The sequence below is a fragment of the Streptomyces sp. NBC_00442 genome, from assembly GCF_036014195.1.
Classification (GTDB): Bacteria; Actinomycetota; Actinomycetes; order Streptomycetales; family Streptomycetaceae; genus Streptomyces.
Genome location: NZ_CP107918.1, coordinates 6476404 through 6499734 on the forward strand (window position 1 = coordinate 6476404; position 23331 = coordinate 6499734).

Genomic DNA, 23331 nt, shown 5'->3' on the forward strand with positions numbered 1-23331 from the left:
GCGGGTGATGCACTCGTCCCCCGAGGTCAGACACCCGCCGCTGTCGGGCCACCTCCGTGGGCGGAGGCCGGCCGGACACATGAGGCAGACCCATAAGCGAACAGGAGAGGACCATGGCGGACACGGCTGCGCGGACGATCATCCGCACGCGAGGACGCAGGGCGTACAGCGTCGCGTTCGGTGCCCGTCGTTCCGGCCCGCGCCACCCCTTGGTGGCGACGGCCATGGTCCTTCCCCTGGCGGCCCTGCTCGTAGTCGTCTTCGGAGGCTGGGATGCGGTGGTCACACAAGCGTCGTCCGTGGGCGTGATGCTGGGGCGCTGAGCGGCGCTCCGGACCCGGTAGAGCGGACCGGGTCGGGACATCCGGCCATTACAGCCCCGTGGGGACGGGGGTGCGGCGGACGGCAGTAAGAGGCGTTGCCCGATCGGCTGGGGAGCCGATCGGGCAACGCCTTTTGCACGCGCGGCGGGCGGATGGGCGAGAGCGGGGGCGGGGGCGGCCACGGCGACACGAGCGCGGGCCAGGGAGCGGCGCGCGCACGACAGAACCCCCGGCCTTCGAGAAGGCCGGGGGTTCCGGGCGGTGCGCGATACTGGGATTGAACCAGTGACCTCTTCCGTGTCAGGGAAGCGCTCTCCCGCTGAGCTAATCGCGCGGGAACGGCCCCCACACCTTACGGGGCCGGTTACTTCGTGTTACTGCGTGCGCGATACTGGGATTGAACCAGTGACCTCTTCCGTGTCAGGGAAGCGCTCTCCCGCTGAGCTAATCGCGCGGGAACGGCCCCCACATCTCACGGGGCCGGTTACTTCGTGTTACTGCGTGCGCGATACTGGGATTGAACCAGTGACCTCTTCCGTGTCAGGGAAGCGCTCTCCCGCTGAGCTAATCGCGCTTGGAGGTGGAGACGGGATTTGAACCCGTGTAGACGGCTTTGCAGGCCGTTGCCTCGCCTCTCGGCCACTCCACCAGGAGTGCATATGAGGGTTCGGGAAGATCCCCCACACCGAGCGGACGACGAGATTCGAACTCGCGACCCTCACCTTGGCAAGGTGATGCTCTACCAACTGAGCCACGTCCGCTTGTCGTTTCCGTTCCGCTTGCGCGTCCCGGCGACGTGTTGAACTCTAGCGGATTCCGGGGCCAGTACAAAAACGCGTTTGTGCAGCGTGCTGCGTTGCACCTGGTCCGGACCGCCGCCGGGGCGCGACCGGCGGCCCCCCGGGTCACGCCCCGGGGCACGCAGAGGCACCCCACCTGCACCGGCCCTAGACTCACAGACGTGCACGACCTCGCTCCTCTGGCCCGCTTCGGCCATCTCGTCGCCTCGGGCCTGCGTGATGTCACCAGCGATCCCGAGGCCCTCGACTCCACCGGTTTCTGGGCCGTGTCCGCCGACTTCGAGGGCCGGCTCGTCTGCGCCCGCTTCGCGGACGTCCGCGAAGGGCCGGTCCCCGAACCCGTGCCCGGAGCCTGGCGCGGGCCCGCCCCCGAGGACTGGACGTCGTCCCTGGACCGCGCCGCGTACACGGCGGGCGTACGCCGCATCCGCGAGCACATCGCGGCCGGTGAGGTCTACCAGGCCAACCTCTGCCGCGTCCTGAGCGCACCGCTGCCCGACCCGGCGACGGCCGACGTGGACGCCCTCACCGCGCTGCTCGCCCGCGGCAACCCGGCGCCCTTTGCCGGAACGATTCGGCTGCCCGCCCACGGGGTGGAGATCGCGACCGCGTCGCCCGAACTGTTCCTGCGGCGCACCGGACGCGTCGTCGAGTCCGGGCCCATCAAGGGGACCGGCCGGACCGCGGCCGACCTCCTGGAGAAGGACCACGCCGAGAACGTGATGATCGTGGACCTCGTCCGCAACGACATGGGACGCGTCTGTGCCACCGGCACGGTGAGCGTGCCCGAGCTGTGCGCCGTCGAGGAGCACCCCGGTCTCGTCCACCTCGTCTCCACCGTCCGCGGCGAACTGCGCGAGGGCGCCGGCTGGCGCGAGCTGCTCGCCGCCACCTTCCCGCCCGGCTCCGTCACCGGCGCGCCGAAGTCCAGCGCCCTGCGGATCATCGACGCGCTGGAGACCGCGCCCCGCGGCCCCTACTGCGGCGGCGTCGGGTGGGTCGACGCCGACCGCGGCACCGCACAACTCGCCGTCGGCATCCGCACGTTCTGGGTGGACCGGCCGCACGGCGTCCTGCGATTCGGTACCGGGGCCGGCATCACCTGGGGCTCCGACCCGGACCGCGAATGGCGGGAGACCGAGCTGAAGGCGTCGCGCCTGCTCGCGATAGCGTCGGGCGACAGGGCCCACAGCGGGCACAGTGGAAGGACCGCGTAAATGCAGATCTGGGTCAATGGCGCCCTGCGGGACGCCGGCGCCGCACAGGTGTCCGTCCTCGACCACGGGCTCACCGTGGGCGACGGCGTCTTCGAGACCGTGAAGGCGACCGGCGGAAAGCTGTTCGCGCCCACCCGCCATCTGGACCGGCTGACCCGCTCCGCCCGCGGTCTCGGCCTGCCCGACCCCGATCTCGACGAGGTGCGCCGTGCCTGCGCGGCCGTGCTCGATGCCAACCCCGTGCCGCTCGGCCGACTGCGGATCACCTACACCGGCGGACTCTCGCCGCTCGGCTCGGACCGCGGCGACAACGGGCCGACCCTGGTCGTCGCACTCGGCGAGACCTCGCGCCGCCCCGACACCACCGCGGTCATCACCGTGCCGTGGACGCGCAACGAACACAGCGCGGTGACGGGCCTGAAGACCACCTCGTACGCCGAGAACGTCGTCGCCCTCGCGAAGGCGCACGCGGCGGGCGCCTCGGAGGCGCTCTTCGCCAACACCGCGGGACAGCTCTGCGAGGGCACCGGTTCCAACGTCTTCGTGGTCGTCGACGGCCGCCTGCACACCCCGCCGCTCGCCTCCGGCTGCCTCGGCGGCATCACCCGCGCGCTGACCGTCGAATGGACCGGCGCGCAGGAGAGCGAGCTCCCGCTGGACGTCCTGGAGAGCGCCGAGGAGATCTTCCTGACCTCGACCCTGCGCGACGTGCAGGCCGTACACCGTATCGACGGGCGGCAGTTGAGCGCCGTGCCGGGCCCGGTCACCACGAAGGCCATGCGGATCTTCGACGAACGGGCCGGATCGGACCTGGACCCGTGACCGGAGCGGATCCGGACCGGTAAAGCGCGTGACGGGCGCCGCCCCGGCAGGTACAACGGCCTTGATGACCACCACCATTCGGCCGACCGAGCCGCTCCAGCAGGGCGCCGACGGCGCCAAGTCGCGGACCTACGACGTATGCGTGAACAGCCGACGCGTCGGCCGGATCAAGATCGCCACCGACGCCTTGTCCGGGGCCGGCACGGGCCGGATCGAAGAGCTGCACATCGACCGCGCGGACCGCGGCCGCGGCCGCGGCACCGTGGCCGCGCTCGCCGCCGAGGAGGTGCTGCGCGGCTGGGGCTGCGACCGGCTCCACCTCACGGTTCCGGCCGACGCCGACGCGGCCCTGCGGATGGCGGCGGCCCTCGGCCACGTGGAGCGCAGCCGCAACATGGTCAAGCAACTTGCGCCCACCGCAGCGGAGTTGCCCGACGGAACGGTCGGAAGGCCCATGAACGCCGACGAGTTCGAGGGCTGGCGGGCCGCCGCGGTGGAGGGCTACGCGCAGAGCTGGATCGAGCGGGGCGTGCCCGAGGCGGCGGCTCGGACCAAGTCCGAGGAGGAGCACCGCACCCTGCTGCCCGAGGGCGCCGCCACCGCGGGGACGCACCTGCTGCTCCTGGAGGACCGGGGCCGCGAGGTGGGCACCTTGTGGGTGGCCCGAGCCCCGGGGCCCGGCGCGGGGGCGTACGTCTACGACGTCCACGTCGCCGAAGAACACCGGGGCCGGGGTCACGGCCGCTCCCTGATGCTGCTCGCGGAGCGGGCGGCGCTCGCCGACGGCATGGACACCATCGGGCTGCACGTCTTCGCGGACAACACTCCGGCCCTGCGCCTGTACGAGTCGCTCGGCTACCGGACCACGCGCCACCACCTGGGCAAAGCCCTGCTCTGAGCCGAGGGCCCGGATGCGGCCTACTGGGCGAGCAGCCGGTCCACGAGCTCCTCGATGCGCTCCCGCAGTCCGTCCTGGCTCGCGCCGCCGTCGAGGCGCTCCTCGCCGATGACGTACGTCGGGGTGCCCGTCACACCGATCGCCTTGCCCTCGGCCTGGTCCGCGTCGACGATCAGCATGTGCCGTCCGTCGATGAGGGCGGTGTCGAACTCATCGGCGTCCAGGCCGAGTTCGGCCGCCGTTCGCACCAGGACGGACTCGCCCTGTTCGGCGAGGCGCCCGGTGCGGCCGAGGACGGCCTCCACGTACGGCCAGCCCTGCCCCTGCTCGAAAGCCTCCTCGGCGGCCTGGGCCGCGGCGAAGGCATGCTTGTGCTTCTCCAGCGGAAAGTGCCGCAGCCGGATGTCGAGCCGGTCGCCGTAGCGGGCGCGCAGGGCGCGGATGTCGTCGAGTGCGGTGGCGCAGTCGGGGCACTGCAGCTCGCACCACACGTCGAGGACGGCGGGGCCGCTGGTGCCGGAGGGGGTGGTGTCGCTCATGGGGCCAGTCTCCCAGCAACCGGGACCTGGGGAGGATCCCGCCCCGGAGATCTCCCTGAGGTCGTGGCCGGGCGTGGCCCGCCGGACGGGTTCCGGTGCAGGATGGAAGAAGCCACACCGCCCATGCCTGGAGGAACCGGATGCTTGCCGAGACCGTCTGCTCCGCCGTTTCCGCGGCCGGACTGGGCATCGCTGCCATCACGGCGTACCGCAAGCGTTTCCTCGCGGCTACGCGCATCGCCGCCTATTCGCTGGTCCCGGTCGGCCTCGTCATGACGGGCGTCGTGCAGTGGGTGTCCGGCATCGTCTTCAAGCCCAGTGTGTGGCTCGGCTTCGGCCTGCTCGGGATCGCCTGGCTGCTGTTCCTGACCACGCGGGCCGTGGAGCGGCGCGGTGGCGGCACCCGCAAGGAACGCAAGGCCGCCGCGGCGGCCGCCCGGCGCGACAACGTGGCCCCGGCGGCCACCGCGCCCCCGCTCGGCGCGGGCCGCGCCCCGGCGGCCGGCCCCGTGGCGAAGCCGCAGGGCAAGCCCGCCGCGAGCGAGGACTTCAGCGACATCGAGGCCATTCTGAAGAAGCACGGCATCTGATTCCCCCGCTCCTGGGAGCAGCCGGGAGCGCGGCCGCTCCCGGGCGGGGGTGCCGGGGGCCGAGGAAGGCTGTCCCGCACGGCTGTTCCCGCACGGCTGTTCCCGTACGTGCTACAAGATCGGGTGAACTCCCGCTCATTATGGACACGTTGGTATATCCATGCGGCGGGGCTGCGTCATCATCGGCCCGAGATGCTGGACACTTCCCAGGGCGCCGTCCCTGCACCGACCGACGAGCCGAGCGCGCCCGACCCTCAGGCTCGCGGCTGCCTCTTCGCCCTCTCCCAGCCGCCCCTGATGATCTTCCTGGGGGTGATCGGCTCTCTCCTGCTCATGGCCGCCCTGCACGACCTCTTCCTGCTGTGAGGCCCGACGCTCCGGCGCCCCGCGCCCCCGGCACCGTCAGCGGGCCGCTTCCTTGCGCCGGGCGCGGTAGGCGGCCACATGCAGGCGGTTCCCGCAGGTGCGGCTCGAGCAGTAGCGGCGTGAGCGGTTGCGCGAGAAGTCCACGAAGGCCCGCCCGCAGTCCGGCGCCTCGCACCGGCGCAGCCGCTCCAGCTCGCCGGTGACGATGAAGAAGGCGAGGGCCATGCCGCCGTCGGCCGCCAAGTGGTCGGCGACGGAGGCGCCGGGCGCGAAGTAGTGCACGTGCCAGTCGTAGCCGTCGTGGTCGGTCAGCTGCGGGGTGGTGCCGGCCGCGGCGACCAGCTGGTTGACGAGCTCGGCGGTCGCGCGGGCGTCCGGCGCCGCGAAGATGTCGGCGAACCTGCCGCGCACCCCCTGGACGCCCAGCAGGTCACCGGGGGAGAGCCGCTCGACTCCGCTGATGTTGTGGTCCTGGACGAAGCCGTACAGCGCGTCCACGTCCGCGAGGAGGTCGGTCGCCTCGCTCTCGGGCGCGGTGTTCACCAGATCGACCACCATGTCGAGGGCGATCCGGGTGTCGTGAGGGATCAGCACGATTCGCTCCCTGGCCTGCGGCGGGCGGCGCCCGTCGGATGCTGGCCGACTCTAGCGGCTCGTGCTGTACGCGCATCGGCGCCGTCCCCCACGACGGCTTCGTGGGGGACGGCGCCGATGGCTGCCGCTCCGTGGTTGTCCGCGCGGCGCCGTCGCCCCGAGTCGGACGGCGCCGTGCGGCTCTCTGCCTGGCCTCAGTTGTTCTCGGCCAGGATGTGCGAGAGTTCCGTGTCGAGATCGAAGTGACGATGCTCGGTGCCGGGCGGAACCGCGGCGTCGGTCCGCTTCAGGAACGACTCCAGGGCCCGCGCCGGGGCTTCGAGAAGGGCTTCTCCTTCCGGCGAGCTCAGGGCGATACAGACGACGCCCTGGCCGTGACTGCGTGATGGCCAGACTCTGACGTCGCCGGTTCCGGTGGGCCGGTGCAGGCCCTCGGCGAGGAGATCGCGAGCGAAGACCCACTCGACGGTTTCCTCGGCTCCGGTGTGGAAGGTGGCGTGCACGGCATAGGGATCGGCCGTGTCATACCGCAGGCCCGCGGGTACAGGCAGTGAGGACTCGCTCGACACAACGAGGCGCAGGTGCAGCTCGCAGCTGACCGTGGTGTTCATAAGCGCCAGGGCCTTTCGCTCAGTGTGCGCTCGGGGATTCGCACGTCGGCGAAATCGACATGCCACCTACGGTGCCGTTGTAAACCCCTCTGACCGTTTTGAAGGGGTTCACGTAGCTCGTACGGCGGAGTATTACTTTGGGTGATACGCCCATTTCGGTGAACCGGTTTCGAGACACCCGTCCGGTAGGTTGGGGCGCATGGATACGGGGAGTGACGAGCGGGGCGGGGCGGCACTCGGATCGCGCGCGCCGGCGTTCGTCAAGGCGTCGAAACCGCTGCACATCAGCTGGCAGGTCGGCGTCTTCGTGGTCGGTCTCGCGGTCGTGGCCGGGGGCGTGGTCATGCTGCCGCTGCCGGGTCCGGGCTGGCTGGTGATCTTCGGCGGCATGGCGATCTGGGCGACCGAATTCGTCTGGGCCCAGCTGGTGCTCCGCTGGACCAGGCGCAAGGTCAGGGAGGCCACGCAGAAGGCGCTCGATCCCCGAGTCCGGCGGCGCAACATCATCCTCACCGCGGCCGGCCTGATCATCGTCGGCGTGCTCGCGGGGATCTATCTCCGGTCGTTCGGCTTCGTGCCGCCATGGAGGATCGACCACTGACCGTGGGTGGTCAAAGACCCCGCTGACATGCGGTAATGTTGGCGCTGCACCGGGCGATTAGCTCAGTGGGAGAGCGCTTCGTTCACACCGAAGAGGTCACTGGTTCGAACCCAGTATCGCCCACCCGGACCGAAGGCCCCGGAGATCATCCCGATCTCCGGGGCCTTCGGCGTTCCCGTCGCGGGGCCGCCCCACCGCCGTTGTGCGGGCCCGCGCAGACTGGGGAGCATGAACTGGTGCCACTACCGCTTCCGCAGCGTCTGGGAGCTGCGTGCGGCTCCTGCGGCCGTCTACACGGTCCTGGAGCGCGCCGAGGAATACCCGCTCTGGTGGCCCCAGGTCCGCGACGTGACCCCCGTCGACGACCGCACCGCCACCGCCCGCTTCCGCTCGGTCATTCCGTACGACCTCCGCGTCACCGCGCACGAGACGCGGCGCGACCCGGCGGCGCTGATCCTGGAGGCCGCCCTGAGCGGTGACCTCGAAGGGCGGGCGCGCTGGACCCTGCTCGCACACGACGGCGGCACCCGGGCCGTCTACGACCAGGAGGTCGAGGTGCGCAAACCCCTGCTGCGCCGGCTCGCCGTGCCGGGCCGCCCGCTCTTCCGGGCCAACCACGCCCTCATGATGCGCGCCGGACTGCGCGGGCTCCGGCGTCACCTGGACGTGGTTTGAAAGCTGGGCCCAAGGGCCTGTATGGTTCAGTCCGTTCCCGGGCGATTAGCTCAGTGGGAGAGCGCTTCGTTCACACCGAAGAGGTCACTGGTTCGAACCCAGTATCGCCCACCGGGAAAGGCCGGTCCGTCACAGACGGGCCGGCCTTTTTGCTGCCCGCCGCCCACCGGTCACCCGCCAACCCTCAGGCCGCCGCCGGAAGTTCGGGCCGCAACGGCCACGCCGTGTCCACCAGCTCCTCGGTGCCCTGCTTGCTGAACCACGCCTGCAGACCACGCGCCTGCGCCGCGTGCCAGGTCGCCTGCAGCGCGTGCAACTCCGTCGGCGTCAGCCGCTCCAGGCGGCCCGCGAACCTGCGCCCCACCGCCCGTACGACCTCCAGGGCGGCCAGCGCGTCGGCCGCCGCGTCGTGCGCCCCCTCCAGCGCCACGCCGTAGTGCTCACACAAGTCGGTGAGGGTGCGGCGCCCCTTGCGGTAGCGGTCCAGATGCTTGTCGAGCACCCGCGGATCGAGCACCCGCAACGGATTGCGGCCCAGGTAGTGGCCCAGGGAAGCGGCGCGATGGCGCCTCAACTCCCGGTCCAGCAGCGTCAGATCGAACGGCGCGTTCATGATGACCAGCGGCCGACCCGCCGAGCACTGCTCCGCCAGCGCCTTCGCCACCTCGTCCATCACCGGGGCGGGCCAGCGCCCGTTCAGCCGAAGATGCTCATCGGTCAGACCGTGGACGGCGGTCGCGCCCTCCGGCACGGGTATGCCCGGGTTGATCAGCCAGCGGGTCACCCGCGGCCGCGCCCCGGGACCGTCCTGCACCACAAGGGCCGCCGACACTATCCGGTCCCCTTCGACGTCCACCCCGGTCGTCTCGGTGTCGAACGCCGCCAGGGGACCCTCGAACCAGCACGTCATGTCTACTCAACTCCTCGCGTACTACCGGCAGATGGCGTGCATCCCCTGCCCGATTCCGTGATACCCGTGCTGTTTGCGACATACGCCGTTTGCGGACGCCGGAGTGCGGAGACAACACAGGAGACGGCACGCACTGTTGACGGACCGTCACGCAAAAGGTTCGGCACAGCCCGGAAGGCATACGACAGCCATGGCGCTCGCGCAGCCCGATCCGGCCGCGCCCGGGTACGGTCTGCTGCCCGAGGGGATCGCACCGCTGCGCGGCTCGCTCGCCACCACCGCCTGCATGGAGACCCTCCAGGTGGGCTACCTGCACGCGGTGGCGGCCGCGGCCGGGTGCTCGCTGTCGCAGCCCTTCCCGGACAACGGAATCGACTGGCACCTGAGCCACAGCGCGGCCGGCCACACCGTCGACGACGAAGTGACCATCAAGGTGCAGCTCAAGTGCACGTACCAGATACCGCCGCATCCGCCGGGCGGAGCCTTCTCCTTCACGCTGGACAACGACCACCTGGTGAAACTGGCCCGCACACCCGTGTCGGTGCACAAGATCCTGGTCGTGATGGTGGCGCCGAGGAACCGCGACGAATGGCTGCACGCGGGCCACGACCGGCTGGCGCTGCGGCACTGCTGCTACTGGACCAACCTGGCCGGACACCCGGTGACCGGCCGGCGCAGAACCACGGTGCGAATACCGACCTCGCGGATCTTCGACGACCGCGCGCTCTGCGAGATCATGACGCGGGTCGGGGTGGGAGGGAGACCCTGATGCGCTGGTTGGACGAAGAGCCCGGCGGGATGCCGCCGGTACCCGGCCAGGTCGACCCGGCGGTGCTCGGCACCCTGCTGAGCCGGCACGGCTGGCACAGGCGCGGGGGAGCGCCGGGGCGCTACGCGCGCTGGACACCCCCCGGAGCGGCCGGCTCCGGCACGAGCCTGCTGGTCCCCGAGAGCCGGGCCTACCCCGACAGCGACGACCTGATCGGCGAGGCGCTCACCGCCCTCGCCCGCAGCGCCGCGCCGTCCGCACGCGAGGTGCTCGTCTCGCTCGCCGTGCCCAGCGACGAGGTCCGCTGGTGGCGCGAGGTCCCCGAGGGCCCGGCCGGCGCCGCCTCCTGGAGCGAACAGGAACACCTGCGCGGCGCGGCCCGCCGCATGCTGCTCGCCGGTGCGCTGGCCGTACGCGGCTCCGTCGGCCACCACGGGGCACGCCACCGCAGCCAGGCACTCGCCTCCCTCGCCGGAGTCCTGGTCGAGCCCGCGGCGGGCGGAGGGCTCACCGCGTTCGTTCCCGCCGCCACCGCAAGGCCCGCCGTGATCCGCCTGCACACCGCCCTGGGCGCCGTACGCGACGCCGTCGACTACCAGCGGACCACCGGCGGCATGGAAGCCTTCGACGCCGCCGTCCGGGCAGGCGTGAGCCGCGAGCTGACCGAATCCCTCGTCACTCTGGTGCGGGGCAGCGAAGGCGTGCGCGTCGCCCTCGCCTGGGCCCCCGCGGCCGGCGTCCCCGAAGGGTGCGCGGCCCGGCCCGAACCTGTCGACTTCTCGCCCGGCGACCTGCCCGCCCTGCGCGCCGCGGGAGCCCGTTACCTCGGCGGCGAACCGTCCTTGCCGGTACGCGTCACCGGCGTCGTGGAGCGGCTGCGCCGGTCGGGGCCGCGCGGCCCGGGGGTCGTACGGCTGCGGGTGCTGGCCGGGGCGGAGGTCGCCCACGTCCGCATGGAGCTGGACGAGGAGGCGTATCGCATCGCCGGACACGCACACCTGGTCGGGCTGCCGATCCGGGTCGTGGGGCGCCTGGAGAGCCGGGGCGGTTTCCGGCGGCTCTTCGACGCCCGCGAGGTGACACCGGTCCAGGTCGACGACGCCGAGCGGGACCGGCTGATGAAGTCGCTCCAGGAGAACCTCGACTTCTTCGAGGAGGCCTGCGGTGCGGAACCGGATGCCGCCCCCGAATGACCCCGCCCCCGAATGCACCGCCCCGAATGCTCCGCCCCGAACGACCCGGCCCCGCACGAGGGGCCCGATATCCGTTTCGCGACGCACCCCACCGGCTCGGTAGGATCGTCTCGCGTACGCGACACGCGCTGCGCGAGCCCCCTACGGCAGGAGAAGTCCGGTGTCAGACGTCCGTGTGATCATCCAACGCGATTCCGAGCGGGAAGAGCGCGTGGTGACGACGGGCACTACGGCGGCCGAGCTCTTCGCCGGTGAGCGCACCATCGTCGCGGCCCGCGTGGCCGGCGAGCTGAAGGACCTGGCGTACGAGGTGAAGGACGGCGAGGAGGTCGAGCCCGTCGAGATCTCCTCCGAGGACGGCCTCGACATCCTGCGCCACTCGACCGCGCACGTCATGGCCCAGGCCGTGCAGGAGCTGTTCCCCGAGGCGAAGCTCGGCATCGGCCCGCCGGTCCGGGACGGCTTCTACTACGACTTCGACGTCGAGAAGCCGTTCACGCCCGAGGACCTCAAGGCCGTCGAGAAGAAGATGCAGGAGATCCAGAAGCGCGGCCAGCGCTTCTCGCGCCGCGTCGTCACCGACGAGGCCGCCCGCGAGGAGCTCGCCGACGAGCCGTACAAGCTGGAGCTCATCGGCATCAAGGGCTCGGCGTCCACCGACGACGGCGCGAACGTGGAGGTGGGCGGCGGCGAGCTGACCATCTACGACAACCTCGACGCCAAGACCGGCGAGCTGTGCTGGAAGGACCTCTGCCGCGGTCCCCACCTGCCCACCACCCGCAACATCCCCGCGTTCAAGCTGATGCGCAACGCCGCCGCGTACTGGCGCGGCAGCGAGAAGAACCCGATGCTCCAGCGCATCTACGGCACCGCCTGGCCCTCCAAGGACGAGCTGAAGGCGCACCTGGAGTTCCTCGCCGAGGCGGAGAAGCGCGACCACCGCAAGCTGGGCAACGAACTCGACCTGTTCTCGATCCCGGAGCAGATCGGCTCCGGCCTCGCCGTCTTCCACCCCAAGGGCGGCATCATCCGCCGGGTCATGGAGGACTACTCGCGCCGCCGGCACGAGGAGGAGGGCTACGAGTTCGTCTACACCCCGCACGCCACCAAGGGGAAGCTCTTCGAGACCTCGGGCCACCTGGACTGGTACGCCGACGGCATGTACCCGCCCATGCAGCTCGACGAGGGCGTGGACTACTACCTCAAGCCCATGAACTGCCCGATGCACAACCTGATCTTCGATGCGCGCGGGCGCTCCTACCGCGAACTGCCGCTGCGGCTCTTCGAGTTCGGCACGGTGTACCGGTACGAGAAGTCGGGCGTGGTGCACGGTCTGACCCGGGCCCGGGGCTTCACCCAGGACGACGCGCACATCTACTGCACCAAGGAGCAGATGGCCGACGAGCTCGACCGGACGCTCACCTTCGTCCTGAACCTGCTCCGCGACTACGGTCTGAACGACTTCTACCTGGAGCTGTCGACCAAGGACCCGGAGAAGTTCGTCGGCTCGGACGAGATCTGGGAGGAGGCCACCGACACGCTGCGCGCGGTGGCCGAGAAGCAGGGCCTCGACCTGGTCGCCGACCCCGGCGGCGCGGCCTTCTACGGCCCGAAGATCTCGGTCCAGGCGCGCGACGCCATCGGCCGCACCTGGCAGATGTCGACCGTGCAGCTCGACTTCAACCTGCCCGAGCGGTTCGACCTGGAGTACACCGGGCCCGACGGCACCAAGCAGCGGCCGGTGATGATCCACCGCGCGCTGTTCGGCTCCATCGAGCGGTTCTTCGCGGTGCTCCTCGAGCACTACGCGGGTGCCTTCCCGGCGTGGCTCGCGCCGGTCCAGGCGGTCGGCATCCCGATCGGCGACGCGCACATCCCGTACCTCCAGGAGTTCGCCGCCGCGGCGAAGAAGAAGGGGCTGCGGGTCGAGGTGGACGCGTCCTCGGACCGGATGCAGAAGAAGATCAGGAACCAGCAGAAGCAGAAGGTTCCGTTCATGATCATTGTCGGGGACGAGGACATGGCCGCGGGCACGGTCTCCTTCCGCTACCGCGACGGTTCGCAGGAGAACGGCGTCCCGCGTGACGAGGCGCTGGCCAAGCTCGTCGATGTGGTGGAGCGTCGCGTGCAGGTGTGATCGTGTTACCCCGCGCATGCGGGGCTCGGCCCCCGGGAAGTGAGGTCACTTCCCGGGGGCCTTCTTCGTGCGTCAGGGGAAGGTCATATGCTGATTCGCATGACGAGTGAGCCGGAGCAGCAGATCGGAGTGGGTGTCCAGGACGCGTTCCAGCGCCTGTGGACGCCTCACCGGATGGCGTACATCCAGGGCGAGAACAAGCCGACGGGACCGGAGTCCGGCGACGGGTGTCCGTTCTGCTCGATCCCGGCGAAGTCGGACGAGGACGGGCTGATCGTCAAGCGCGGCGAGCACGTGTACGCCGTGCTGAACCTCTACCCCTACAACGGGGGGCACCTCATGGTCGTGCCCTACCGTCACGTCGCCGACTACACGGAGCTTGACGCGTCCGAGACCGCGGAGCTCGCGGACCTCACCAAGCGCGCGATGACCGCGCTGCGTGCCGCTTCCGGGGCGCACGGGTTCAACATCGGCATGAACCAGGGCTCGGTGGCCGGCGCCGGGATCGCCGCCCATCTGCACCAGCACATCGTGCCGCGCTGGGGTGGCGACACCAACTTCATGCCGGTGGTCGGCCACACCCGGGTGCTGCCCCAACTCCTCGCGGACACCCGCGCGATGCTGGCCGACGCCTGGCCTTCCTAGGCTCAGGCGTCGTACACGTCCGCCTTCCTCGGGGCCGGGTCCTGGACCAGGCCGCTGAGGATCGAGGAGCGGTTGGTGAAACGCTCGGTGTTCACTCCGTGCTCGTCGAGCACCTTCATGGCCGCCGAGTGCACCACCCGCAGCACCGGTGTCGCCGCGCGCATCGCGTCGTCGGCCATGAAGCGGTGGCGCCAGGGCTTGTCCGCCCAGGCGTGCCGCAGGCCGAACGGCTCGGGCAGCGCTATGCGGCCGCCCAGGTGGTCGAGAAGCGGCGGGTACCAGGTCAGCGGGGCGCGGGCGGCGAGGCGTACGACCTCGGTGGCGTCGACCAGGGGCAGCTGGACCGTCTTCTTCTCCCAGAACTTGAAGGTCTTGTCGACCTCCTTGGTCTTGGGGGCGGGCTTGGTGGTGAACAGGGGGTGCACCGGGCCGAGCGCGTGTCCGGTCACCTCGATCCGCAGGGTCTCGTGGAGGACGGTGACGGTGACCATCATGGTGATGACCAACTGGCCGTCCCACAGCGTGAACTGGATGCCGAGGTAGTGCCGGTTCCCGCTGGAGAACTGCTGCTCGTTGCAGATGCGCTGTATCTCGTGCTGGCGTACCTGGAAGTTGTCGATGTCCTGGCCGCTGGGCCGTGACACCTCCTTGGCGCCCTCGCCGATGGGGGAGACCACCCAGTTCTTGATGGACGGGGTGGGGAAGCCGCCGGTGTGCAGCGGGCCGCGTTCCAGGAGCTGGAGGCGGTCCTGGATGGCCCGTATGACGTCCCAGCTGCGGAAGCCGTGGATTTCCTTGCCGGCTTCCTTGGGTTCCAGCTCTTCGGCGAGCTGCCAGCTGCCCCAGCGGGTACCCATGCCGAGTATGCCTTTGGGGCCGGCGTAGAAGACGACGTTGGACTGGTCTTCGGCGGCCAGTTTGACCAGGGACTGGCGGAGCTGTTCCGCCGAGCCCGCGGCCGCGCTCTTGGGCACGGCCTCGGGGATCCTGGCTCCTATGCCGCCGCCGCCGAGCAGGCTGTCCCAGCGGGAGCGCAGGTCGCGTGCGGTCTTCTCACAGATGACCTTGGCCCAGTACCAGCCGACGACGGGGGCCACGAGCATCGCGCGCAGGTAGAGGCCGAGGAAGCCGTGGAAGGGCAGTTTGATCAGGAAGAGGACGGCGAGGCCGGCGGCGGCCACGAGCAGGACGGTGCCGAGCGCCCCGGCCCGGCGGTCCTTGGCTCCGGCCAGGGTGCGGCGGAGCTGGAAGATACCGAGCCAGAGCAGCATGCCGGGCAGGAAGAGGAACCCGAACACGGCCATGACGAGGGTGAGTTTGCTGTCGCGTTCCTTGCGGATGCGGATCGAGGCGAGGCAGTGCTCGACGATGGTGCCGGGTTCGGTGCCGAAGGACTGGATGATGCCCTTGCGGGTGGCGCCGAGCATCCTGGACTGCACGGCGCGGGCGAACGCCTCGCCGAGATTGGGTTCGAGGAGTGACAGTCTGCCCTTGGTCACCTCGGACTCGTGCCATTCGTTGTTGGCCTTGAGTATGTCCTGGACCGGGGTGTCCCGGTACGCGGCCGAGGCGAGTGCCTGGGTCGCCGCCGTCTGGCCCGCGGAGCCCTGGAGCGGCACCTGTGGCCTGGGCAAGAAGTCGAAGAATGGCTCTTCTGTCGTCACTGCCGCCCCCATCGCCGCGCGCCGTCGCTCCGCGGCCTGTTCCCGGCCGTCGCACCCCGCACACCATCTGATCTGGGACCCCAGCGTATCGGGGTCGCGGCCCGCTCGTCAGGGGACGTCGCAATGCGGCCCGCCGCACGGGGATCGCGGCGGGCAGCTTTCTGAGACTATGTCAACTATCGTCCCTGTTCTCCCTGTTCACGGATTTTGTCGGCGATCTGGGGCGGCATCGGCTCGTGCCGTGCGTACCTGCGGCTGAACCGTCCCGTGCCGTGCGAGAGCGACCTCAGGTCGAGGGCGTACCGGCCGATCTCGATCTCCGGGATCTCGGCCCGCACCAACGTGCGCCCCGGGCTCGCCTGTTCGGTGCCGACCACCCGGCCGCGGCGCCCGGACAGGTCGCTCATCACCGGGCCCACGTACTCGTCGGCGACCATGACCTGGACCTCGGCGACGGGTTCGAGCAGGTGGATCCGGGCGTCGGCGGCAGCCTCGCGCAGCGCGAGGGCGCCCGCGGTCTGGAAGGCCGCGTCCGAGGAGTCCACCGAGTGCGCCTTGCCGTCCACGAGCGTGATGCGTACGTCGACGAGCGGATGGCCCGCGGCCACGCCCTTCGCGGCCTGGGACCGTACGCCCTTCTCGACCGACGGGATGAACTGCCGCGGGACCGAGCCGCCGACCACCTTGTCCACGAACTCGACGCCGCTGCCCGGCGGCAGCGGTTCCACGTCGATCTCGCAGATCGCGAACTGTCCGTGGCCACCGGACTGCTTGACGTGCCGGCCGCGTCCGGTGGAGCGCGCGCCGAACGTCTCGCGCAGCGACACCTTGTGCGGTACGACGTCGACCTGGACGCCGTACCTGCTGCGCAGCCGCTCCAGGGCGACCTCGCGATGGGCCTCGCCCAGGCACCACAGCACCAACTGGTGGGTGTGCGCGTTCTGTTCGAGCCGCATCGTGGGGTCCTCGGCGACCAGGCGCGCCAGGCCCTGCGACAGCTTGTCCTCGTCGGCCTTGCTGTGGGCCTCGATCGCCAGCGGGAGCAGCGGGTCGGGCATGTCCCAGGGCGCCATCAGGAGCGGATCGTCCTTCGCGGACAGGGTGTCTCCGGTCTCGGCCCTGGACAGTTTCGCCACGCACGCCAGGTCGCCCGCGACGCACCGGGTCAGCGAGCGCTGCTGCTTGCCGAAGGGCGAGGACAGGGCGCCGATCCGCTCGTCGACGTCGTGGTCCTCGTGACCGCGGTCCGCCAGGCCGTGGCCGGACACGTGCACCGTCTCGTCGGGGCGCAGGGTGCCGGAGAAGACGCGTACCAGGCTGATCCGGCCGACGTACGGGTCGGAGGAGGTCTTGATCACCTCGGCGACCAGGGGGCCCTCCGCCGTGCAGGCCGGGGTCGGGCGCGGTGTGCCCTCGGGGGTCGTGAGGTCGGGTGCGGCCCGCTCCAGGGGGGAGGGGAAGCCGCCGGTGACGAGTTCGAGCAGTTCGATGGTGCCGAGGCCGTGCCGGGCGCCGTCCGCGGCGGGCGCCGCGGCGAGGACGGGGTGGAAGGTGCCGCGGGCGACGGCCCGCTCCAGGTCGGCGACGAGCGAGGCGAAATCGAGGTCCTCGCCGCCGAGATAGCGGTCCATGAGGGTCTCGTCCTCGCTCTCCGCGATGATCCCCTCGATGAGCCGGCTGCGGGCCCGCTCGATCAGCGCAAGCCGGCCCGCGTCGGGTCCGGTCTCCTTGCGCTCGCCCGAGGCGTAGTCGAAGACGCGCTGCGAGAGCAGCCCGATGAGACCGGTCACCGGGGCGTGTCCGTCGGGGCCCGGCGTGCCGTGGACCGGCAGGTACAGCGGCAGCACGGCGTCGGGGTCGTCGCCGCCGAACGTCTTGGCGCAGATCTCGGTCATGGCGTCGAAGTCGGCGCGGGCCGCCTCCAGATGCGTGACCACGATGGCCCGCGGCATCCGGACGGCCGCGCACTCCTCCCAGAGCATCCGGGTCGAGCCGTCCATGGCGTCCGCGGCGGAGACCACGAAAAGAGCCGCGTCCGCGGCGCGCAGACCGGCCCTGAGTTCCCCTACGAAGTCGGCGTATCCGGGGGTGTCCAAGAGATTGATCTTGAATCCGCCCCATTCGACCGGGACCAGCGACAGCTGGACGGAGCGTTCCTGGCGGTGCTCGATGTCGTCGTAGTCGGAGACGGTCCCGCCGTCCTCGACCCGGCCCGCGCGGTTGACGGCTCCCGCCGCCAGCGCCAGCGCCTCCACCAAGGTGGTCTTTCCGGATCCGCTGTGGCCGACCAGCACCACGTTCCGTACGGATGCGGGGTGGTCGGCCGTCGGAGCCCTGCCGGCGGCCCCGGGGTGTGCGTGTGCCTTGTCGCCCATGTCCGTTCCTCCCGGTTTCGTGCGCGGTGAGGTGGTGAGAGGGCGCGGACACGCGGACTCCGCGTGCCGAGGCGGCATCAGCGACGCCCGCGGTATTTCGAGCTTTGCACTCCGGTCACGGTGCGTCCATACGTCGTACGCGACCTCACGCGCACGGTGGCCCGCGGGCCGCCCGGCGGGTGCCCGGCGGTGCGGCCCGCCAGTCGTGGCTACGATGGGTCGGCCGGTGGCCAGCAGGGGCCGCGCGGCCACACCGACCCCTCGGGAAGGCCATGCTGAACAAGTACGCGCGTGCATTCTTCACGCGTGTCCTCACGCCGTTCGCCGCATTTCTGCTCCGCCGAGGAGTCAGCCCCGACGCGGTGACCCTCATCGGTACGGCCGGAGTGATGGCGGGTGCGCTGGTCTTCTTCCCCCGTGGAGAGTTCTTCTGGGGCACGATCGTCATCACCCTGTTCGTGTTCTCCGACCTGGTCGACGGCAACATGGCCCGCCAGGCCGGGATCTCCAGCCGCTGGGGCGCGTTCCTCGACTCGACGCTCGACCGGGTCGCCGACGGCGCGATCTTCGGCGGCTTCGCGCTGTGGTACGCGGGCCGGGGCGACGACAACGCCCTGTGCGCGGTGGCCATCTTCTGCCTGGCCAGCGGCCAGGTGGTGTCCTACACCAAGGCGCGCGGCGAGGCGATCGGCCTGCCCGTCGCCGTCAACGGTCTCGTCGAGCGCGCCGAACGCCTCGTGATCTCGCTGGTCGCGGCGGGCCTGGCCGGGCTGCACACCTTCGGTGTGCCGGGGATCCAGGTGCTGCTGCCGATCGCGCTGTGGATCGTCGCCGCCGGCAGCCTGGTCACGCTGATCCAGCGCGTGGTGACCGTCCGCCGGGAGTCCGCCGAGGCCGACGCGGCCGCCGCGCGGGCGGCCGGTGAGGCGGGCGCATGAAGGACCGACTGACCGACGCCCTGTACGGACTCGGCTGGGCGGCCGTCAAGAAGCTGCCGGAACCCGCGGCGACCCGGCTCGGCCGGAGCATCGCCGACCAGGTGTGGAAGCGGCGCGGCAAGAGCGTGCTGCGTCTTGAGTCCAACCTGGCGAGAGTCGTCCCCGACGCCTCCGCGGCGCGGCTGGCCGAGCTGTCCCGGGCCGGCATGCGCTCGTACATGCGGTACTGGATGGAGTCCTTCCGGCTGCCGTCGTGGAGCAGGGACCGGATGGCGAACGGGTTCGTGCCCGAGGACGTCCACCACCTCGCCGACGCCCTCGCCTCCGGGCGCGGAGTCGTCGTCGCGCTGCCCCACATGGGCAACTACGACCTGGCGGGCGCCTGGGTCACCAGCAAGCTGGACATCCCGTTCACCACGGTCGCCGAGCGCCTCAAGCCCGAGACGCTCTACGACCGCTTCGTCGCCTACCGCGAGAGCCTCGGCATGGAGGTGCTGCCGCACACCGGCGGCTCCGCCTTCGGCACCCTGGCCAGGCGGCTGCGCACGGGCGGCCTGGTCTGCCTGGTAGCCGACCGCGACCTGTCGGCCTCGGGCGTCGAGGTCACGTTCTTCGGCGAGACGACCCGGATGCCCGCGGGCCCGGCCATGCTGGCGCAGCAGACCGGCGCGGTCCTCCTGCCGGTGACGCTCTGGTACGACGACTCGCCGATCATGAAGGGGCGCGTGCACCCGCCGATCGAGGTGCCCGGGACAGGTGACCGGGCCTCCAGGACGTCCTCCATGACACAGGCGCTGGCAGATGCCTTCGCCACCGGAATCGCCGACCACCCCGAGGACTGGCACATGCTGCAACGCCTGTGGCTCGCGGACCTGGAGGAGCGAAGGCCGTGAAGATCGGCATCGTCTGCCCCTACTCGTGGGACGTCCCGGGCGGCGTCCAGTTCCACATCCGCGACCTGGCGGAGCACCTCGTCCGCCTCGGCCACGAGGTGTCGGTGCTCGCCCCCGCCGACGACGAGACCCCGCTGCCGCCGTACGTCGTCTCGGCGGGCCGGGCCGTCCCCGTCCCGTACAACGGCTCGGTCGCGCGGCTCAACTTCGGGTTCCTCTCCGCCGCGCGGGTGCGGCGCTGGCTGCACGACGGCACCTTCGACGTCATCCACATCCACGAGCCGGCCTCGCCCTCGCTCGGCCTGCTCTCCTGCTGGGCCGCGCAGGGCCCCATCGTGGCGACGTTCCACACCTCCAACCCCCGCTCCCGCGCGATGATCGCGGCGTATCCGATCCTCCAGCCCGCCCTGGAGAAGATCAGCGCACGGATCGCGGTCAGCGAGTACGCGCGCCGCACCCTCGTGGAACACCTGGGCGGTGACGCGGTGGTGATCCCCAACGGCGTCGACGTCGACTTCTTCGCGAAGGCGGAGCCGAACAAGGACTGGCAGGGCCAGACTCTCGGCTTCATCGGCCGCATCGACGAACCCCGCAAGGGCCTGCCGGTCCTCATGAAGGCGCTGCCCAAGATCTTCGCCGAGTGCCCCGAGGCCCGGCTGCTCGTCGCGGGCCGCGGCGACGAGGAGGAAGCCGTCGCGTCCCTGCCGCCCGAGCTGCGCTCCCGGGTCGAATTCCTCGGCATGGTCAGCGACGAGGACAAGGCGCGCCTGCTGCGCAGCGTGGACGTGTACGTCGCGCCCAACACCGGCGGCGAGAGCTTCGGCATCATCCTGGTCGAGGCGCTCTCCGCGGGCGCCGCGGTCCTCGCCAGCGACCTGGACGCCTTCGCGCAGGTCCTCGACCAGGGCGAGGCGGGAGACCTGTTCGCCAACGAGGACGCCGACGCCCTGGCCGCGGCCGCGGTGCGCCTGCTCGCCGACCCCGGCCGCCGGGCGGGCCTGAGCGAACGCGGCTCGGCCCACGTGCGGCGCTTCGACTGGGCCACGGTCGGCGCGGACATCCTCGCGGTGTACGAGACGGTGACGCACGGCGCGGCCGCGGTCGCCGCGGACGAACGCCCCGGGTTCCGGGCGCGGTTCGGGCTGGCACGCGACTGACCCCCGGGTCGCTCCGCGGCGTACGGAGGTGGCCCCGGCTGCCCGCCCTGCCCGCCCTGCCCGCCCCGACCGGGGCCGGCCCCCGTCAGGGGGCGCGGGGAACTGCGCGAGGCGCGGGCACGGGTCGCAGACGTAAGCGGGGTTGCAGGGCTCAGCCCCAGACCCCGGTCAGGCCTTGAGGGCGCTCGTCCTCCATCTCCTCCAAGGCCCCAAGGCCCCAAGGGCCAGGGGGCCTGAATGACGGGCCGAAGTGGGCCGCGTCGGCCGGCGCCGAGCAGCCGGACGGGCCGAGGCGGGCCGCATGGGCCACCCCGGCAAGGCTTCGCCCCGGTAGCCTTGCGGCCCGTGACCGTAACCCTCATCTGGATCGTCGTCGCCCTCGTCGCGATCGGCCTCTATCTCAGCTGGACCGCCGGCCGTCTCGACCGGCTGCACGCCCGCATCGACGCGGCCCGCGCCGCCCTCGACGCCCAACTGCTGCGCCGCGCATCGGTCACCCAGGAACTCGCCACCAGCGGGGTGCTGGACCCGGCCGCGTCCATCGTGCTCTACGAGGCCGCGCACGCCGCGCGCCAGGCGGAGGAGGAGCACCGCGAGGTCGCCGAGAGCGAGCTCAGCCAGGCGCTGCGGGCCGTCTTCGGGGAGCCGGCACAGGTCGAGGCGGTACGCGAGGCGCCCGGGGGGGTGGAGGCCGCGGAGGAGCTCGCTCAGGCGGTGCGCAGGGTGCCCATGGCGCGGCGCTTCCACAACGACGCCGTGCGGGCGGTGCGGGCGCTGCGCAGGCACCGTACGGTGCGCTGGCTGCGGCTCGCGGGACACGCGCCGTTCCCCCTCGCCTTCGAGATGGACGACGAGCCGCCGACCGCGCTGGCCGACCGGCCGGGGACCTGACCGCGGGGACCTGATCCGGCGGACCGGGGCACCTGATCCGGCGGACCGCCGTGACTGGATCCCCCGGACCGCGGGGCCGAAAACGATCCACCGGCTCAGTATTGGCCCTTGCTGTGGACCGGGTGGCCGGGGTTCTCTCGGGTCAGCAGAATCCCTTTCTTCGTTCAGTGAGGTCGCTCCGTGTCCAGCACCCCTTCCAGCACCCCGAACGCCGACAGCCCCGCCGTCGGCACCGCACGCGTCAAGCGCGGCATGGCCGAGCAGCTCAAGGGCGGCGTGATCATGGATGTGGTCAACGCCGAGCAGGCGAAGATCGCCGAGGACGCGGGCGCCGTCGCCGTCATGGCCCTGGAGCGGGTTCCCGCCGACATCCGCAAGGACGGCGGCGTGGCCCGGATGTCCGACCCGAACATGATCGAAGACATCATCGGCGCGGTCTCCATCCCGGTGATGGCCAAGTCCCGCATCGGCCACTTCGTCGAGGCCCAGGTCCTGCAGTCGCTCGGCGTCGACTACATCGACGAGTCCGAGGTCCTGACCCCGGCCGACGAGGTCAACCACAGCGACAAGTTCGCCTTCACCACGCCGTTCGTGTGTGGCGCGACCAACCTGGGCGAGGCCCTGCGCCGCATCGCCGAGGGCGCGGCCATGATCCGCTCCAAGGGCGAGGCCGGCACCGGCAACGTCGTCGAGGCCGTACGCCACCTGCGCCAGATCAAGAACGAGATCGCCAAGCTGCGCGGCTTCGACAACAACGAGCTGTACGCCGCCGCCAAGGAGCTGCGCGCCCCGTACGAGCTGGTCAAGGAAGTCTCCGAGCTCGGCAAGCTCCCCGTCGTGCTGTTCTCCGCCGGTGGTGTGGCCACCCCGGCCGACGCCGCGCTGATGCGCCAGCTCGGTGCCGAGGGCGTCTTCGTCGGCTCCGGCATCTTCAAGTCGGGCGACCCGGCCAAGCGCGCCGCCGCCATCGTGAAGGCCACCACCTTCTTCGACGACCCGAAGATCATCGCGGACGCCTCCCGCAACCTGGGCGAGGCCATGGTCGGCATCAACTGCGACACGCTGCCCGAGACCGAGCGCTACGCCAACCGTGGCTGGTAATCACTCATGAACAACCCCCCCGTCATCGGCGTACTGGCCCTCCAGGGCGACGTACGGGAGCACCTCATCGCCCTGGCCGCGGCGGACGCCGTGGCCAGGCCGGTCAGGCGCCCCGAGGAACTCGCCGAGGTGGACGGCCTGGTCATCCCCGGCGGCGAGTCCACCACCATCTCCAAGCTGGCCGGACTCTTCGGCATGCTGGAGCCCCTGCGCGAGCGCATCGGCGCGGGCCTGCCCGTCTACGGCACCTGCGCCGGGCTGATCATGCTCGCCGACAAGATCCTCGACCCGCGCTCGGGCCAGGAGACCTTCGGCGGCATCGAGATGATCGTCCGCCGCAACGCCTTCGGCCGCCAGAACGAGTCGTTCGAGGCGACCGTCGAGGTCGCCGGCGTGGGTCCCGTGGAGGGTGTGTTCATCCGCGCGCCCTGGGTCGAGTCGGTCGGCGCGCGCGCCGAGGTGCTCGCCGAGCACGGCGGCCACATCGTCGCCGTGCGCCAGGCGAACGCGCTGGCGACCTCGTTCCACCCCGAGCTCACCGGCGACCACCGCATGCACGCGCTGTTCGTCGACATGGTGCGCGGCGCCGCGTGAAGCACGCCCGCTTCGCCGCCCCGCGCGA

General features: G+C 71.2%; 24 protein-coding genes and 7 tRNA genes. 20 read left to right on the top strand and 11 right to left on the bottom strand.

What is annotated here, in order from left to right; genetic code table 11:
• The first annotated feature begins 113 nt into the window (after positions 1-113).
• Positions 114-323 (top strand): hypothetical protein, encoded by a 210-nt coding sequence (locus tag OG432_RS29030; protein ID WP_328313906.1) that lies wholly within the window; start codon positions 114-116, stop codon positions 321-323.
• 262 nt (positions 324-585) lie between these two features.
• Here OG432_RS29030 and OG432_RS29035 read toward each other — a convergent pair.
• The 5 genes from OG432_RS29035 to OG432_RS29055 form a co-directional block, all read right to left on the bottom strand.
• Positions 586-657 (bottom strand) — tRNA-Val (locus OG432_RS29035).
• Between the two features lie 48 nt (positions 658-705).
• Positions 706-777, bottom strand: a tRNA-Val gene (locus tag OG432_RS29040).
• Positions 778-825: 48 nt separating this feature from the next.
• A tRNA-Val gene (locus tag OG432_RS29045) sits at positions 826-897 on the bottom strand.
• 1 nt (position 898) lies between these two features.
• A tRNA-Cys gene (locus OG432_RS29050) sits at positions 899-972 on the bottom strand.
• A gap of 39 nt (positions 973-1011) precedes the next feature.
• Positions 1012-1084: transfer RNA gene (locus OG432_RS29055), tRNA-Gly, on the bottom strand.
• Between the two features lie 200 nt (positions 1085-1284).
• Between OG432_RS29055 and OG432_RS29060 the strand changes: the two genes are divergently transcribed.
• The 3 genes from OG432_RS29060 (at position 1285) to OG432_RS29070 (ending at position 4060) form a co-directional block, all read left to right on the top strand.
• Positions 1285-2340, top strand: coding sequence for a chorismate-binding protein (locus OG432_RS29060; RefSeq protein ID WP_328313907.1), 1056 nt, complete (start codon positions 1285-1287; stop codon positions 2338-2340).
• Entirely contained in the window at positions 2341-3162 is an 822-nt protein-coding gene (locus OG432_RS29065; RefSeq protein ID WP_328313908.1) for an aminotransferase class IV, read from the top strand. It begins immediately after the preceding gene.
• Positions 3163-3226: 64 nt separating this feature from the next.
• Entirely contained in the window at positions 3227-4060 is an 834-nt protein-coding gene (locus OG432_RS29070) for a GNAT family N-acetyltransferase (RefSeq protein WP_328313909.1), read from the top strand.
• Between the two features lie 20 nt (positions 4061-4080).
• Here OG432_RS29070 and OG432_RS29075 read toward each other — a convergent pair whose 3' ends face one another.
• Complete coding sequence (locus OG432_RS29075; RefSeq protein WP_328313910.1) at positions 4081-4599, bottom strand: DsbA family protein; 519 nt, start codon at positions 4597-4599, stop codon at positions 4081-4083.
• Between the two features lie 140 nt (positions 4600-4739).
• Here OG432_RS29075 and OG432_RS29080 point away from each other — a divergent pair, with 140 nt between their 5' ends.
• Complete coding sequence (locus OG432_RS29080) at positions 4740-5189, top strand: hypothetical protein (protein ID WP_328313911.1); 450 nt, start codon at positions 4740-4742, stop codon at positions 5187-5189.
• Positions 5190-5381: 192 nt separating this feature from the next.
• Positions 5382-5555, top strand: coding sequence for a hypothetical protein (locus OG432_RS29085; RefSeq protein ID WP_328313912.1), 174 nt, complete (start codon positions 5382-5384; stop codon positions 5553-5555).
• A gap of 36 nt (positions 5556-5591) precedes the next feature.
• On the opposite strand, the gene OG432_RS29090 is transcribed toward OG432_RS29085, so the two are convergent.
• Both OG432_RS29090 and OG432_RS29095 read right to left on the bottom strand, forming a co-directional pair.
• A complete protein-coding gene (locus OG432_RS29090) occupies positions 5592-6149 on the bottom strand; it encodes a CGNR zinc finger domain-containing protein (RefSeq protein WP_328313913.1) in 558 nt (185 codons plus the stop codon).
• 194 nt (positions 6150-6343) lie between these two features.
• The gene (locus OG432_RS29095; protein WP_053723613.1) at positions 6344-6760 is read right to left on the bottom strand and encodes an SsgA family sporulation/cell division regulator; all 417 of its coding nucleotides are present in this window, start codon (positions 6758-6760) and stop codon (positions 6344-6346) included.
• 199 nt (positions 6761-6959) lie between these two features.
• Between OG432_RS29095 and OG432_RS29100 the strand changes: the two genes are divergently transcribed.
• From OG432_RS29100 to OG432_RS29115, 4 genes are all read left to right on the top strand, one after another.
• A complete protein-coding gene (locus tag OG432_RS29100; RefSeq protein ID WP_328313914.1) occupies positions 6960-7361 on the top strand; it encodes a TIGR02611 family protein in 402 nt (133 codons plus the stop codon).
• Between the two features lie 51 nt (positions 7362-7412).
• Positions 7413-7484, top strand: a tRNA-Val gene (locus OG432_RS29105).
• 105 nt (positions 7485-7589) lie between these two features.
• Entirely contained in the window at positions 7590-8036 is a 447-nt protein-coding gene (locus tag OG432_RS29110; protein ID WP_328313915.1) for an SRPBCC family protein, read from the top strand.
• A 39-nt stretch (positions 8037-8075) separates the two neighbouring features.
• Positions 8076-8147: transfer RNA gene (locus OG432_RS29115), tRNA-Val, on the top strand.
• Positions 8148-8220: 73 nt separating this feature from the next.
• On the opposite strand, the gene OG432_RS29120 is transcribed toward OG432_RS29115, so the two are convergent.
• Positions 8221-8946, bottom strand: a complete 726-nt coding sequence (locus tag OG432_RS29120; protein WP_328313916.1) for a 3'-5' exonuclease — start codon at positions 8944-8946, stop codon at positions 8221-8223.
• 190 nt (positions 8947-9136) lie between these two features.
• On the opposite strand from OG432_RS29120, the gene OG432_RS29125 reads away from it, so the two are divergent.
• From OG432_RS29125 to OG432_RS29140, 4 genes are all read left to right on the top strand, one after another.
• Positions 9137-9715 (top strand): DUF4365 domain-containing protein, encoded by a 579-nt coding sequence (locus tag OG432_RS29125; RefSeq protein ID WP_328313917.1) that lies wholly within the window; start codon positions 9137-9139, stop codon positions 9713-9715.
• The gene (locus OG432_RS29130) at positions 9715-10908 is read left to right on the top strand and encodes a hypothetical protein (RefSeq protein ID WP_328313918.1); all 1194 of its coding nucleotides are present in this window, start codon (positions 9715-9717) and stop codon (positions 10906-10908) included. The genes OG432_RS29125 and OG432_RS29130 overlap by 1 nt, the downstream gene beginning before the upstream one ends.
• 160 nt (positions 10909-11068) lie before the next feature.
• Complete coding sequence (gene thrS / locus OG432_RS29135) at positions 11069-13045, top strand: threonine--tRNA ligase (RefSeq protein WP_328313919.1); 1977 nt, start codon at positions 11069-11071, stop codon at positions 13043-13045.
• A gap of 87 nt (positions 13046-13132) precedes the next feature.
• Positions 13133-13690, top strand: a complete 558-nt coding sequence (locus OG432_RS29140; protein ID WP_328313920.1) for an HIT family protein — start codon at positions 13133-13135, stop codon at positions 13688-13690.
• Between the two features lie 2 nt (positions 13691-13692).
• Here OG432_RS29140 and OG432_RS29145 read toward each other — a convergent pair whose 3' ends face one another.
• Positions 13693-15366, bottom strand: coding sequence for a hypothetical protein (locus tag OG432_RS29145; RefSeq protein WP_328313921.1), 1674 nt, complete (start codon positions 15364-15366; stop codon positions 13693-13695).
• Positions 15367-15530: 164 nt separating this feature from the next.
• Complete coding sequence (locus tag OG432_RS29150) at positions 15531-17729, bottom strand: elongation factor G-like protein EF-G2 (RefSeq protein ID WP_328313922.1); 2199 nt, start codon at positions 17727-17729, stop codon at positions 15531-15533.
• A gap of 272 nt (positions 17730-18001) precedes the next feature.
• On the opposite strand from OG432_RS29150, the gene pgsA reads away from it, so the two are divergent.
• The 6 genes from pgsA (at position 18002) to pdxT (ending at position 23303) form a co-directional block, all read left to right on the top strand.
• Positions 18002-18667, top strand: coding sequence for a phosphatidylinositol phosphate synthase (gene pgsA / locus OG432_RS29155; protein ID WP_328313923.1), 666 nt, complete (start codon positions 18002-18004; stop codon positions 18665-18667).
• Complete coding sequence (locus tag OG432_RS29160; RefSeq protein ID WP_328313924.1) at positions 18664-19560, top strand: phosphatidylinositol mannoside acyltransferase; 897 nt, start codon at positions 18664-18666, stop codon at positions 19558-19560. The genes pgsA and OG432_RS29160 overlap by 4 nt, the downstream gene beginning before the upstream one ends.
• Positions 19557-20717 (top strand): glycosyltransferase family 4 protein, encoded by a 1161-nt coding sequence (locus OG432_RS29165; protein ID WP_328313925.1) that lies wholly within the window; start codon positions 19557-19559, stop codon positions 20715-20717. The genes OG432_RS29160 and OG432_RS29165 overlap by 4 nt, the downstream gene beginning before the upstream one ends.
• 345 nt (positions 20718-21062) lie before the next feature.
• Positions 21063-21608, top strand: coding sequence for a hypothetical protein (locus OG432_RS29170; RefSeq protein WP_328313927.1), 546 nt, complete (start codon positions 21063-21065; stop codon positions 21606-21608).
• 180 nt (positions 21609-21788) lie between these two features.
• The gene (gene pdxS, locus OG432_RS29175) at positions 21789-22709 is read left to right on the top strand and encodes a pyridoxal 5'-phosphate synthase lyase subunit PdxS (protein ID WP_328313928.1); all 921 of its coding nucleotides are present in this window, start codon (positions 21789-21791) and stop codon (positions 22707-22709) included.
• 6 nt (positions 22710-22715) lie between these two features.
• Positions 22716-23303 (top strand): pyridoxal 5'-phosphate synthase glutaminase subunit PdxT, encoded by a 588-nt coding sequence (gene pdxT / locus OG432_RS29180; RefSeq protein WP_328313929.1) that lies wholly within the window; start codon positions 22716-22718, stop codon positions 23301-23303.
• Positions 23304-23331 lie beyond the last annotated feature (28 nt).

Coding starts and splice junctions, on each gene's coding strand:
- OG432_RS29030 (WP_328313906.1), top strand. CDS start 114: ATGGCGGACACGGCTGCGCGGACGATCATCCGCACGCGAGGACGCAGG.
- OG432_RS29065 (WP_328313908.1), top strand. CDS start 2,341: ATGCAGATCTGGGTCAATGGCGCCCTGCGGGACGCCGGCGCCGCACAG.
- OG432_RS29070 (WP_328313909.1), top strand. CDS start 3,227: ATGACCACCACCATTCGGCCGACCGAGCCGCTCCAGCAGGGCGCCGAC.
- OG432_RS29075 (WP_328313910.1), bottom strand. CDS start 4,599: ATGAGCGACACCACCCCCTCCGGCACCAGCGGCCCCGCCGTCCTCGAC.
- OG432_RS29080 (WP_328313911.1), top strand. CDS start 4,740: ATGCTTGCCGAGACCGTCTGCTCCGCCGTTTCCGCGGCCGGACTGGGC.
- OG432_RS29085 (WP_328313912.1), top strand. CDS start 5,382: ATGCTGGACACTTCCCAGGGCGCCGTCCCTGCACCGACCGACGAGCCG.
- OG432_RS29095 (WP_053723613.1), bottom strand. CDS start 6,760: ATGAACACCACGGTCAGCTGCGAGCTGCACCTGCGCCTCGTTGTGTCG.
- OG432_RS29100 (WP_328313914.1), top strand. CDS start 6,960: ATGGATACGGGGAGTGACGAGCGGGGCGGGGCGGCACTCGGATCGCGC.
- OG432_RS29110 (WP_328313915.1), top strand. CDS start 7,590: ATGAACTGGTGCCACTACCGCTTCCGCAGCGTCTGGGAGCTGCGTGCG.
- OG432_RS29120 (WP_328313916.1), bottom strand. CDS start 8,946: ATGACGTGCTGGTTCGAGGGTCCCCTGGCGGCGTTCGACACCGAGACG.
- OG432_RS29125 (WP_328313917.1), top strand. CDS start 9,137: ATGGCGCTCGCGCAGCCCGATCCGGCCGCGCCCGGGTACGGTCTGCTG.
- OG432_RS29130 (WP_328313918.1), top strand. CDS start 9,715: ATGCGCTGGTTGGACGAAGAGCCCGGCGGGATGCCGCCGGTACCCGGC.
- OG432_RS29140 (WP_328313920.1), top strand. CDS start 13,133: ATGCTGATTCGCATGACGAGTGAGCCGGAGCAGCAGATCGGAGTGGGT.
- OG432_RS29145 (WP_328313921.1), bottom strand. CDS start 15,366: ATGGGGGCGGCAGTGACGACAGAAGAGCCATTCTTCGACTTCTTGCCC.
- OG432_RS29150 (WP_328313922.1), bottom strand. CDS start 17,729: ATGGGCGACAAGGCACACGCACACCCCGGGGCCGCCGGCAGGGCTCCG.
- pgsA (WP_328313923.1), top strand. CDS start 18,002: ATGCTGAACAAGTACGCGCGTGCATTCTTCACGCGTGTCCTCACGCCG.
- OG432_RS29160 (WP_328313924.1), top strand. CDS start 18,664: ATGAAGGACCGACTGACCGACGCCCTGTACGGACTCGGCTGGGCGGCC.
- pdxT (WP_328313929.1), top strand. CDS start 22,716: ATGAACAACCCCCCCGTCATCGGCGTACTGGCCCTCCAGGGCGACGTA.